Below are 11,160 nucleotides of genomic sequence, written 5' to 3'. Positions count from 1 at the left end.
GGCAAAGGGAGGGGCCCACGCGTTGCGCAGCAACGTGTGGGGCGACGCGCAGAGCGCGTCGCGTCCCGCGCCAGATCAGTACAGGGTCACTACGGCGGGATGCCCGCCGCGCATCCACGCACCGCGCGGATCTCCCGTGATCCATCTGGAGGACCAAGCCCCTCTGTTGAGGGGCTGCCCCGACAGGGGCGGGGAGAGGCCGGCAAAGGGAGGGGCCCATACCGTTGCGCAGCAACGTTTGGGGCGACGCGCAGAGCGCGTCGCGTCCCGCGCCAGATAAAGAAAAAGGGCTGCCGAAAGGCAGCCCTTTTTCTTTATCTGGCGGAGAGGGGGGGATTCGAACCCCCGAGGCGCTATAAACGCCTGCCTGATTTCGAGTCAGGTACATTCAACCACTCTGCCACCTCTCCGGGTGGTCCCCGGCGGACCGGGGACGCGCATCATACGAGGAAGTGAGGCCGACGACAAGTCATTCCGGCCCATGAAGTGGAAATTTCCTGGGCGCATGCCTTGCCGGATGCGTGCGGCCACCCGATGATGCCTGTCTCCCCAGCAACACCCTGCCCCAGCCCCCATGATCGAATTCGGACACCTCACCCACCCCGGCATGCGCCGCGAGCTCAACGAGGACACCTACTACGGTGACAGCGAGCTGGCCCTGTGGCTGGTGGCCGATGGCATGGGCGGGCACGCCTGCGGTGAAGTGGCCAGCGCGCTGGCACGCGAAACCATCGTGCGCGAGATACGCCGTGGCGCGCCATTGGCCCAGGCCATCCGCACCGCCGACGAAGAGATCATCCGCACCTCACGCCGTCGCAATGACAGCCTGCCGATGGGCACCACCGTGGTCGCCGCGCGCGTGCAGGGCAACCGCTATGAAGTGGCCTGGGTCGGCGACAGCCGCGCCTACCTGTGGCGCGATGGACAGCTGGCACAGCTCAGCCAGGACCACAGCGTGGTGCAGGAACTGGTCGCGCAGGGAAACCTGACCGCCGAACAGGCGCGTGCGCATCCGCATCGCAACGTGGTTACCCAGGCGCTGGGCGTGACCGATCCGGCACACCTGAACGTGGCCACCACCAGCGGTGAACTGCGCCCGGGAATGCAGCTGCTGCTGTGCAGTGACGGCCTGACCGAGGAGGTGGACGACCGCAGTATCGCCCGCACCCTCGCCTACGAAGATGCCAGCGCGCAGGAATGCGTGGACACGCTGGTCGCAGCCGCACTCGACGGCGGTGGCCGCGACAACATCAGCGTGATCCTGGTGCGCTGCCATTGACCGGTAGATCCACTCCACGCGTGGATGCGGTAATGCCGGCCGCTGGCCGGCTCACCGGGAAACCCCGTATCACGTAGATGCCGGCCAGCGGCCGGCACTACCTCGATGTATTACGCGCTGACGGGTTCTTCCACCTTCGGACCATCCCACAGCGCGTGGCCGGCCTTCTTGCGCAACCGCTCCAGCCGCGCGGCATGCGCTTCCAGCTCCGACGGCGTGGCCACTACGCGCGGGCGCGGCAGCAGCTTGCTGGTATCGAAGGCCTGCAGCGCCGCACCGGCGCCACCGCCATCGTCATCCCCCAGGCCGAATCCGATCTCTTCCTGCCCCGAGGTCAGCGCGATGTAGACGTCACCCAGGATCTGCGCATCGAGCAGGCCGCCATGCAGTGCACGGTGCGAGTTGTCCACGCCCAGCCGCTTGCACAGCGCATCCAGCGAATTGCGCTGGCCCGGGAAGCGCTCGCGCGCCATCACCAGGGTATCGATCACCGTGCAGCGATCGGTGATCTTCCCGTACTGCGGGCCCAGCAACGACAGTTCGTTGTCGAGGAAGCCCAAGTCGAACGCCGCGTTGTGGATGATCAGCTCGGCGCCATCGATGAAGGCAAGGAATTCATCGGCGATCTGCGCGAAGTCCGGCTTGTCAGCCAGAAACTCCAGGGTCAGGCCGGTGACTTCCTGCGCGCCCTGTTCGAACTCGCAGTCCGGCTTGATGTACTGGTGGTAGTTGTTGCCGGTCGGGCGGCGCTTGAACAGCTCCACGCAGCCGATTTCGACGATGCGGTTGCCCTTCTTCCACTCCAGGCCGGTGGTTTCGGTATCGAGGATGATCTGACGCATGGGCTCAGTTTACCGGGCTGGCGTCGCGGATCTGGATGGCCGCGTTGCGGGCCAGGGTATCCACCCGCTCATTGTCCGGATCGCCGGAGTGGCCCTTCACCCAGCGCCAGTCGATCTGGTGCCGCAGCGTGGCCGCATGCAGGCGCTCCCACAGCTCGCGGTTCTTCACCGGCTCACCGCCGGCGGTCTTCCAGTTCTTGCGGATCCAGCCCGGCATCCACTGGGTCAGCCCCTGCCGCACGTACTGCGAATCGGTGTAGAGCACGATGTTGCACGGCTCGGTCAGCGTCTCCAACCCGGAAATGGCGGCCATCAGCTCCATCCGGTTGTTGGTGGTGTGCGCTTCGCCGCCGCTCAGTTCACGCTCATGGCCCTTGTAGCGCAGCAGTGCAGCCCAGCCGCCGGGGCCGGGATTGCCAAGGCAGGAACCGTCGGTGTGGATTTCGATGGTTTTCAATACAACTCCAGAATCAGGTGGCTACGGTGCCGTGCCAGCGCACCGGCAGCGGTGTCGGCCCGGGCAGGGCCAGCGTGCGCTTTTCAGCATGGAACAGGCAGGCCGCGCGCAGTGGCGCCCACCCGCCCGGGCGACGGCTGCCGGCACCGCGCCAGAGGGGGCCGATGTAACGCATATCGTCGCACTCCAGCCCGTGGCGGCCGAGCAGCAGGCGAATCCGCTGCGGCGTGCGCACCACCAGTCCGTGCTGGCGCCAATGTGTACGGTAGGGGCTGAACGGATTGAGGCTGCTCAGCCACAGGTGGCCGCCCGGCATCAGCACGCGCTCGCACTCATCCAGCAGCTGGTCGGCATCGCCGGTGGTCACATGCTGCAGCACGATCGCGTTGACACTCTCGTTGGCCAGCGGCAGCGGCAGTGCGCAGCGGGTATCGCCGGCATAGCCCTGCCCCTGCCGGAACAGGCGCAGGCCACGCCCGCCGAGCTGCGCATCATCAAGCCAGCACGCGCTTGGCGCGATCCACAACCAGGGTTGTGCCGGCAGCACTGACAGCTGCGGCAGCAGTAATTGCCGCTCCAGCACGCGCAGGGATTCCGCCGGTTCACTGTCGAACCACGGGGTCTGGCTCGCTTGACGGGTGCTCTGCAGCGCGGGCATGGTCCAATTCTATGCGACTGACTGCCCTGCCCGCATTTGCGGACAACTACATCTGGACGTTGATCGACGACGATGGCGCCGCCGTGGTCATCGATCCCGGCGATGCCGCGCCGGTGCTTGCGGTGGCCGATCAGGGCCTGCGCGTGGACACGATCCTGCTCACCCATCATCACGATGACCACATCGGTGGCGTGCCCGCGCTGCAGGCGCGTTTTCCCGGCGTCCGGGTGATCGCGCCGGTCGAGGAGCGCATTCCCACTGCGACCCACCGCGTCGGTGAAGGTGAACGCGTTCAGGCACTGGGCCGGACGTTCCACGTACTATCCGTGCCCGGGCATACCCGCAGCCACATCGCGTTTCACACTGCTGAACATCTTTTCAGCGGAGATTCGTTGTTCAGCCTGGGCTGTGGACGCCTGTTCGAAGGTACGCCGTCCCAGCTGCTGGCGTCGATGCGCAAGCTGGGTGCCCTGCCCGCGCAACTGCTGCTTTGTTGCGCTCATGAGTACACCGTGTCAAATGCCGTCTTCGCGCGGCATGTCGACCCCGCCAACGCTGCCCTGTGGCAGCGCCAAGAGGAGGCTTTGGCCATGCGCCGCGATGACCGTTCCACCCTGCCGGTAACCCTGGCCAGCGAATTCGACTGCAATCCCTTCCTGCGTGTGCACGCGGCGCCGATCCGTGCGTCGGTGGCGGCGCACCTGGGCCGTGACGTCGTGGACGACGTCGACGTGATGGCCGGTCTCCGGCACTGGAAAGACGGCTTCCGCGCATGATGCGCCGAAGTCTGCCGCTGGCCCTGGGCCTTGCGCTGGGGCTGGCAGGAACCGCAGGCGCACAGTCGCTGGGCGCAGGCATCAGCCAGAACCTGACCGCTGCCGCTGCGCTGCCGCTGGATCCATCGGCGCTGCCGGCCGCTTCGGTACGCAACGGCCAGGAGATCTTCACAAGCTTCCGCGACGGCCTGGCCGAGCCCAGCTGCGATGCCGAGGCCACCAGCCCGCGCTGGCAGAAGCAGTTCGCCCATGCTCCCTCACGCCTGGCCAACCAGGATGACGATGCGCTGGTGCTGTTCGGCTACGTGGTCGAAGAGCTGCGCAAGGCCAACCTGCCCACCGAATTCGCACTGATTCCGTTCGTGGAAAGTGGCTATCGGCCCAATGCACGCAATGGCAGCGGTCCGACGGGCCTGTGGCAGTTCATCGCCACCACCGCGCGCAACCATCGGGTGCCCATGTCCAACGGCTACGACGGCCGCCTGTCGGCGGTCGATTCCACCCAGGCCGCGGTACGTTACCTGAAGACCCTGCACGGCATGTTCGGCGGCGACTGGCGCCTGGCCACCATGGCCTACAACGCCGGCGAGTACCGGGTCCTGCAGTCCATGCGCAAGGCCGGCATGAACGCGCAGAACGCCAAGCCATCGGCGCTGCCCGGCCTGTCACCGGTCACCCATGCCTATGTCGAGAAGCTGCATGCCCTGGCCTGCGTGCTGGAGGACGTGGAAGACCAGCCCGGCGTGATGGCCTCGCTGGACCGCACCGTGCCGGTGCTGAAGGACCACACCCTGCCGGCCGGCACCAGCATCCAGCAGTGGGCCGCACAACGCGCCCTGGACCCTGCCAGGATCGCCCGCCTCAACCCGGCCCTGGCCGCCGGCAACCGTGCCTCGGGAACCACCCGGGTGCTGGCCCCGGTCTCGGCCGCCAATGCGACGGTGACGGAAACCGCGACCACGCTGGTGGCCAGCACCGCACCGGCTGCCACGACCACACCGGCGCCGCAGGCGGCCAAGACCGTCGCCGCGATTGCCGATCGCCCGCGCAGCCGCCGCCACACCGTGCGCGATGGCGAGTCGGCATGGACCATCGCCCGTCGCTATGGCATGCCGGTGAAGGCGCTGCTGTCACTGAACGGCCTGAGTGGCAGCAGCGTGCTGAAGCCGGGCGCGGTGCTGCGCGTCGAGGACTGACGCGCCAGCCAGGCCCTCCTGTAGAGCCGAGCCCATGCTCGGCTTTTTCATGCCTGCGCGCAGCAGATGCAGTCGAGCACGGCTCGACTCTACAAAAGGCGGTCGAGCAAGCTCGACCACTGCCAAAGCGCAAGCGCGACACAAACGACGCGAAGACAAAAAAAGGCCCGGCAATGCCGGGCCTTCTTCGATCTGCTCGCCGCGAGGCTTACAGGTTCGCTTCGGTGGTCTGGATCATGAACTTCTTGCGCATCGCATCCACGTAGGCCTTGGCTGCGGCCATGCCATCGATCTGGCTCAGCTGCTCCTTGAGCTGCTTCTGCTGCTCGGCGGTCACTTCCTTGATGTCGCCCGGGTTGACCTTGTTCACTGCAAACAGCAGCGCGTGACCGTTGACGTCGACCTTGCCGTAGCTCGGCTTGCCTTCGGCCGGCACAGGCGCGCTGAAGATGGCGCGGTTGATTTCCGGGGTCGGCACCGGCTGGCTGCGCGGCAGGCCCGGCATCGGGCTCAGCTGCAGCTTCTCGCTTGCGGCCAGCGACTGCAGGGTGGCGCCCGCCTTCAGCTTGGCCAGCACGGCGTCGGCGGCCTTGTCGCTGGCCTGGCGCTGGCGGTCAGCGCGGATCGCGGCGATCACCTGCTCGCGGGCCTTGTCCAGCGGCAGGGCCTGTTCCGGGGTATGGGCGGCCACACGGATGACCACACTGTGGTTGGTCGCGCCGCCCAGCGCAATCGGGTCGCTGGCAGTGCCGTCCTGCACCAGCACTTCAGAGAAGGCGGCACGCAGCACGGCCGGGTCAGCGGCGATGCCACTGGCGGTTGCGCGGGTGATCGGCCCCAGGGTCTGCAGCGGCAGGTTGACTTCCTTGGCCGCAGCGGCCAGATCGCTCGGGCTCTTGTTGATGGCATCCACCAGACGACCGGCCAGCTCGTTGAAGCCGCGTTCGCCGTCGGCCTTCAGCTGCTCGGCGGCCAGCGTGTCACGTACTTCCTCGAACGACTTGCCTTCGCCGCCACGCACCGCGGCGACCTTGATGATGTGGTAGCCGAAGTCGGTCTTGACCGGGCCGATCACGTCACCGGCCTTGGCAGCGAACAGTGCGTCTTCGAACGGCTTGACCATCGCACCGCGCTCGACCCAGCCCAGGTCACCGCCCTGGTCCTTGGAGCCCGGATCTTCCGAATTGGCCCTGGCCAGCGCAGCGAAGTCGGCACCGGCCGCCTTGGCTTCGGCAGCGATCTTGTTCGCCTTGGCTTCGGCGCCGTCACCGGTGATCAGGATGTGCGAGGCCTGGCGCTGCTCCGGCGAGGTGAACTTCGCCTTTTCTTCTTCATAGCGCTTGCGCAGGGTCGCTTCATCGGCCGGAGTCGGTGCCGGCAGGTTCGCACCGTTGATCTCGACGTATTCCAGCGAGACGCTCTCGGCCTGGCGGAAATCCTTGCCGTGGCTGTCGTACCACTGCTTGATCTGCGCGTCAGTCACCGGCGCGGTGTCAGCCGGTACTTCCGGCAACGCGGCCAGTTCGACGTCGCGGGTTTCACCCAGCAGCTTCAGCAGGCGCTCGGTTTCGGCCTGGGTGACAAAGCCCGAATTCTGCAGGCCCGACGGGATCACCGACTGCTGCAGGCTCTCGCGCACCAGTTCCTGGAACTGGGTCGGGGTACGCGGCGGATTGCCACCGGCCAGGGCCAGGCGATAGTTGTTTTCGTTGAACTTGCCGTTCGAATCGAGGAAGGCCGGGATGGTGGCGATGTACTCGCGCACCGCACCATCGCCAATGACAACGCCGGCTTGTTCACCGACCAGGCGCACGACCTGCTCATCGATCAGCTGGTCGAGCACGGCCAGCTTGTTTTCGGTGCTCTCGAAAGCGCGCGGGTCGAAGTTCTCGCCCTGCTGCTGGCGCTCACGCATGCGCTCCTGCTCGAAACGGGTGCGGAAATCCTGCGCGCTGATCTCATGGTGCTGCCACAGCATGCGCACCGGCCACCACGACGGTGCCGAACGCCACCAGGTCGGCGGGGCGGAAACCTTGGCCACGTTCTGAGCGCCAACGCCACCGAGGTAACTGTTGTCGATCACGAACAGGAACGGAATCATCAGCAGCCCCAGGATCACGGTGACGATCCAGCCTGAGGTCTTGTCGCGGAGTTTCTGCAGCATGGTGAGGAATCACAAGGCCTGATTGGCGAGCCCGGCAGTGTAACCCGCTTCGCCGCAGGGACCAAAAGCAGCGGCGGCGCGGCCTGCGCATCACTTTGCGACGGGCTAAAGAAAAAACCCCCGGCTTGCGCCGAGGGCTTTTAGAGTTGGCGGAGCGGACGGGACTCGAACCCGCGACCTCCGGCGTGACAGGCCAGCATTCTAACCAGCTGAACTACCGCTCCGCGCTGAAACTTTGCAGGCGCCCAGTATATCCGAAGACTCCCTGGAAACCCAGCCCGATGAACACTTTTTTCAAAGTTTTTTCACAGGGATTTAAGACTCTGCAATGGCGGAGCGGACGGGACTCGAACCCGCGACCTCCGGCGTGACAGGCCAGCATTCTAACCCGCTGAACTACCGCTCCGTTCTTGCAAGAACCTCTTCGCCTTCTTCCCGAACCTTCCAGGGAGAAGACAAGGCCCCCAGCTTTAGGCCGGGGGCCTTGATGTAGTGGCGGAGCGGACGGGACTCGAACCCGCGACCTCCGGCGTGACAGGCCAGCATTCTAACCAGCTGAACTACCGCTCCGCATTGTTGCTTTTTTTGTTTTCCCATCGGCCTGGACCTGGGAGAAAACAAAGCCTCCAGCTTTTGGCCGGAGGCCTCGTTGAATGGCGGAGCGGACGGGACTCGAACCCGCGACCTCCGGCGTGACAGGCCAGCATTCTAACCAGCTGAACTACCGCTCCACACTCAAACGTTACCGCGGTGCTGTGGTGGGTGCTGAGGGTTTCGAACCCCCGACCCTCTCCGTGTAAAGGAGACGCTCTACCGCTGAGCTAAGCACCCCAGCGAGCCGCTTAGTTTACAGCATCCTTCAGAGCCTTGCCAGCCTTGAACGACGGATTCTTCGAAGCAGCGATCTTGATGGTGTCGCCGGTCTTCGGGTTGCGGCCGGTGCGGGCAGCACGGTCGCGGACCTGGAAGGTACCGAAGCCAACCAGGGTGACCGCATCGCCGTCCTTCAGCGCCTTGGTGATGGCAGCAACGACGGCATCGACAGCGCGGCTGGACTCGGCCTTGGTCAGGTCCGCAGCTTCAGCAACGGCATCGATCAATTCGGTCTTGTTCATTCTCTACAACTCCTTTGGCGGTGGGTTCCGCTTATTCGACAGGGAAGCAACCGCACGCCTTCTGCATGCGGCCGCCATGTGGAAACGGTTCGCCGATTCAGTCATCGCTGACAGCGATCACTCATTCGCGAGTGCTGCTTTTATACCAGTGGCCCTACCCCCACGCAAGCTGGAAAGCCAGCAACGACGCGGGTTTCGGGCCATTGGACGGTGCGCGTCAATGCTTGACGCGCGCACTTCCACTCGGTTTGGCCTTGCTGCGCACCGTGACACGCTGCGCACTCTTGCGTGCCTTCTTCGGTGCCAACGGGCGCTCCAACGCCAGGTCCAGCACTTCCTCGATGTACTTCACCGGCACGATCTGCAGATCGCGGGTAACGTTTGCCGGAATGTCTGCAAGGTCCTTGCGGTTCTCTTCCGGAATGATGACCGTGCGGATGCCGCCCCGCAATGCGGCCAGCAGCTTTTCCTTCAAGCCGCCGATGGCGGTGACACGGCCACGCAGGGTGATCTCACCGGTCATCGCCACGTCGGCACGCACCGGCACCTTGGTCAGCATCGATACCAGCGAGGTGACCATCGCCGCGCCGGCACTCGGGCCGTCCTTCGGCGTAGCGCCATCGGGCACATGCAGGTGCACGTCGTGCTTCTGCAGGAAGTCGCTGTCGATGCCGAAGCCGACGGCGCGCGAACGCACCACCGACAGCGCCGCTGAAGCCGATTCCTTCATCACGTTGCCGAGCTGGCCGGTCAGGATCAGCTGGCCCTTGCCCGGCACCAGTGTCGATTCGATCTGCAGCAGATCGCCACCGACCTCGGTCCAGGCCAGGCCGGTGACCAGGCCGATCTCGTTCTCTTCCTCGGCACGGCCGAAGTCGAAGCGACGCACGCCCAGGTACTTGTCCAGGTTCTTGCTGGACACATTGACCAGCGCCCTGGGCTTCTTCGCGCCCTTCTTCGCCTTCACCGGCTGCGGGCCGGCCAGCGCGATCTCCTTCACCACCTTGCGGCAGATCTTGGCGATCTCGCGTTCCAGGTTGCGCACGCCCGATTCGCGCGTGTAGTAGCGCACGATGTCCTGGATGGCGTCACTGCCGATCTCCAGTTCTTCCGGCTGCAGGCCGTTGGCCTTGACCTGCTTGGGCACCAGGTAACGGGTGGCGATGTTGAGCTTCTCGTCCTCGGTGTAGCCGGGGATGCGGATCACTTCCATGCGGTCCAGCAGCGGGCCGGGAATGTTGAGCGAGTTCGAGGTGGCCACGAACATCACTTCGGACAGGTCCAGGTCCACTTCCAGGTAGTGGTCGTTGAACGCGTTGTTCTGCTCCGGGTCGAGCACCTCCAGCAGCGCCGACGACGGATCGCCACGGAAGTCCATCGACATCTTGTCGATCTCGTCCAGCACGAACAGCGGGTTCTTGCTGCCAACCTTGTTGAGGTTCTGCACGATGCGGCCCGGCATCGAACCGACGTAGGTACGGCGGTGGCCACGGATCTCGGCCTCGTCACGCACGCCGCCCAGCGACATGCGCACGAACTTGCGGTTGGTGGCCTTGGCGATGGACTGGCCCAGCGAGGTCTTGCCCACGCCCGGCGGCCCGACCAGGCACAGGATGGGGCCCTTCATCTGCTTCACGCGCGACTGCACCGCCAGGTATTCAAGGATGCGCTCCTTGACCTTCTCCAGGCCGTAGTGATCGGCATCGAGGGTGTCCTGCGCCACCTTCAGGTCCTTGCGCACCTTGCTGCGCTTCTTCCACGGCACGCCCAGCAGCCACTCCAGGTAGTTGCGCACGACGGCGGCTTCAGCCGACATCGGCGACATCTGCTTGAGCTTGTTCAGTTCATTGCGCGCCTTGGCTTCAACCGCCTTCGGCATGCCGGCCTCGGCAATCTTGCGGGCCAGTTCTTCCAGCTCGCCCGGCGCGTCGTCCAGGTCACCCAGTTCCTTCTGGATGGCCTTCATCTGTTCGTTGAGGTAGTACTCGCGCTGGCTCTTCTCCATCTGCGACTTCACGCGGCCGCGGATGCGCTTCTCCATCTGCTGCACGTCGATCTCGCCGTCGACCAGGCCGACCAGCATCTCCAGGCGGTCACCGACGGCCAGCGTTTCCAGCAGGCGCTGCTTGTCGGCCAGGCGCACGCTGATGTGCGCAGCGATGGTGTCGGCCAGGCGCGCCGGCTCATCGATGCCCGACAGCGTCTGCAGCAGCTCCGGCGGCAGCTTGCGGTTGGTCTTCACGTACTGCTCGAACAGCGACATCAGCGAGCGGGCGATCGCCTCGACCTCGCGCGCTTCGCGCTCGTCGGTGGCCTCGATCTCCACCGCCTGGCCGTGCAGCGAACCGTTGCGCTCGTCGACGTGGGTGACCTGCACGCGCGACAGGCCTTCGACCAGCACCTTGATGGTGCCGTCGGGCAGCTTCAGCAGTTGCAGCACCTGCGCCAGCGTGCCGACCTGGTAAAGGTCGGCCGCATGCGGGTCGTCGGTTTCGGCCGACTTCTGCGCCAGCAGCAGGATGCGCTTGTCCGCCTCCATTGCCTGTTCGAGCGCGTGCATGGACTTGTCACGGCCGACGAACAGCGGGATGACCATGTGCGGGAACACCACTACGTCGCGCAGCGGCAGGACCGGCAGGTCGAGGGTTTCACTTGGGGAACGGGCCATGGGGG

The 11,160-nt window shown here is 65.4% G+C and carries 9 protein-coding genes and 6 tRNA genes; 3 read left to right on the top strand and 12 right to left on the bottom strand.

Annotated elements, in window-relative coordinates; all coding sequences use genetic code 11:
- Positions 1-319: 319 nt before the first annotated feature.
- Positions 320-410: transfer RNA gene (locus R5H29_RS06510), tRNA-Ser, on the bottom strand.
- 164 nt (positions 411-574) lie between these two features.
- Here R5H29_RS06510 and R5H29_RS06505 point away from each other — a divergent pair.
- Positions 575-1,279, top strand: coding sequence for a PP2C family serine/threonine-protein phosphatase (locus R5H29_RS06505; RefSeq protein ID WP_019659519.1), 705 nt, complete (start codon positions 575-577; stop codon positions 1,277-1,279).
- A gap of 110 nt (positions 1,280-1,389) precedes the next feature.
- Here R5H29_RS06505 and dnaQ read toward each other — a convergent pair whose 3' ends face one another.
- Genes dnaQ through R5H29_RS06490 form a run of 3 tightly spaced genes read right to left on the bottom strand, consistent with a single transcriptional unit; the run spans position 1,390 to position 3,236 of the window.
- Complete coding sequence (dnaQ, locus tag R5H29_RS06500) at positions 1,390-2,121, bottom strand: DNA polymerase III subunit epsilon (RefSeq protein ID WP_019659520.1); 732 nt, start codon at positions 2,119-2,121, stop codon at positions 1,390-1,392.
- 4 nt (positions 2,122-2,125) lie between these two features.
- Positions 2,126-2,578 carry a ribonuclease HI gene (gene rnhA, locus R5H29_RS06495; protein ID WP_019659521.1) on the bottom strand — a complete coding sequence of 151 codons (453 nt, stop codon included), beginning with the start codon at positions 2,576-2,578 and terminating at the stop codon, positions 2,126-2,128.
- A gap of 13 nt (positions 2,579-2,591) precedes the next feature.
- The gene (locus R5H29_RS06490; protein ID WP_019659522.1) at positions 2,592-3,236 is read right to left on the bottom strand and encodes a hypothetical protein; all 645 of its coding nucleotides are present in this window, start codon (positions 3,234-3,236) and stop codon (positions 2,592-2,594) included.
- Positions 3,237-3,247: 11 nt separating this feature from the next.
- Here R5H29_RS06490 and gloB point away from each other — a divergent pair, with 11 nt between their 5' ends.
- Positions 3,248-4,012 (top strand): hydroxyacylglutathione hydrolase, encoded by a 765-nt coding sequence (gloB, locus tag R5H29_RS06485; RefSeq protein ID WP_021204521.1) that lies wholly within the window; start codon positions 3,248-3,250, stop codon positions 4,010-4,012.
- Entirely contained in the window at positions 4,009-5,208 is a 1,200-nt protein-coding gene (locus R5H29_RS06480) for a lytic transglycosylase domain-containing protein (protein WP_155029031.1), read from the top strand. The genes gloB and R5H29_RS06480 overlap by 4 nt, the downstream gene beginning before the upstream one ends.
- 208 nt (positions 5,209-5,416) lie before the next feature.
- Here the strand turns inward: R5H29_RS06480 and R5H29_RS06475 are convergent, their stop codons facing one another.
- The 8 genes from R5H29_RS06475 to lon form a co-directional block, all read right to left on the bottom strand.
- Positions 5,417-7,372, bottom strand: coding sequence for a peptidyl-prolyl cis-trans isomerase (locus R5H29_RS06475; protein ID WP_332328930.1), 1,956 nt, complete (start codon positions 7,370-7,372; stop codon positions 5,417-5,419).
- Positions 7,373-7,519: 147 nt separating this feature from the next.
- Positions 7,520-7,596: transfer RNA gene (locus tag R5H29_RS06470), tRNA-Asp, on the bottom strand.
- A gap of 105 nt (positions 7,597-7,701) precedes the next feature.
- Positions 7,702-7,778, bottom strand: a tRNA-Asp gene (locus R5H29_RS06465).
- Positions 7,779-7,865: 87 nt separating this feature from the next.
- Positions 7,866-7,942, bottom strand: a tRNA-Asp gene (locus R5H29_RS06460).
- An 84-nt stretch (positions 7,943-8,026) separates the two neighbouring features.
- Positions 8,027-8,103, bottom strand: a tRNA-Asp gene (locus tag R5H29_RS06455).
- A gap of 25 nt (positions 8,104-8,128) precedes the next feature.
- A tRNA-Val gene (locus R5H29_RS06450) sits at positions 8,129-8,203 on the bottom strand.
- A gap of 11 nt (positions 8,204-8,214) precedes the next feature.
- Positions 8,215-8,487, bottom strand: coding sequence for an HU family DNA-binding protein (locus R5H29_RS06445; protein WP_005408270.1), 273 nt, complete (start codon positions 8,485-8,487; stop codon positions 8,215-8,217).
- 217 nt (positions 8,488-8,704) lie between these two features.
- On the bottom strand, positions 8,705-11,155 hold the full coding sequence (gene lon, locus R5H29_RS06440) for an endopeptidase La (protein ID WP_164144120.1): 2,451 nt from the start codon (positions 11,153-11,155) through the stop codon (positions 8,705-8,707).
- Between the last annotated feature and the right edge of the window lie 5 nt (positions 11,156-11,160).

The organism is Stenotrophomonas sp. A3_2, assembly GCF_036624925.1.
Taxonomy (GTDB): Bacteria; Pseudomonadota; Gammaproteobacteria; order Xanthomonadales; family Xanthomonadaceae; genus Stenotrophomonas; species Stenotrophomonas hibiscicola.
This window is presented reverse-complemented; position numbering and strand designations above follow the sequence as displayed.

What these genes read in the sequence shown, in the direction of transcription:
- R5H29_RS06480 (WP_155029031.1), top strand. Translation starts at nt 4,009, where the DNA reads ATGATGCGCCGAAGTCTGCCGCTGGCCCTGGGCCTTGCGCTGGGGCTG.
- R5H29_RS06445 (WP_005408270.1), bottom strand. Translation starts at nt 8,487, where the DNA reads ATGAACAAGACCGAATTGATCGATGCCGTTGCTGAAGCTGCGGACCTG.
- R5H29_RS06505 (WP_019659519.1), top strand. Translation starts at nt 575, where the DNA reads ATGATCGAATTCGGACACCTCACCCACCCCGGCATGCGCCGCGAGCTC.
- gloB (WP_021204521.1), top strand. Translation starts at nt 3,248, where the DNA reads ATGCGACTGACTGCCCTGCCCGCATTTGCGGACAACTACATCTGGACG.
- R5H29_RS06475 (WP_332328930.1), bottom strand. Translation starts at nt 7,372, where the DNA reads ATGCTGCAGAAACTCCGCGACAAGACCTCAGGCTGGATCGTCACCGTG.
- dnaQ (WP_019659520.1), bottom strand. Translation starts at nt 2,121, where the DNA reads ATGCGTCAGATCATCCTCGATACCGAAACCACCGGCCTGGAGTGGAAG.
- R5H29_RS06490 (WP_019659522.1), bottom strand. Translation starts at nt 3,236, where the DNA reads ATGCCCGCGCTGCAGAGCACCCGTCAAGCGAGCCAGACCCCGTGGTTC.
- lon (WP_164144120.1), bottom strand. Translation starts at nt 11,155, where the DNA reads ATGGCCCGTTCCCCAAGTGAAACCCTCGACCTGCCGGTCCTGCCGCTG.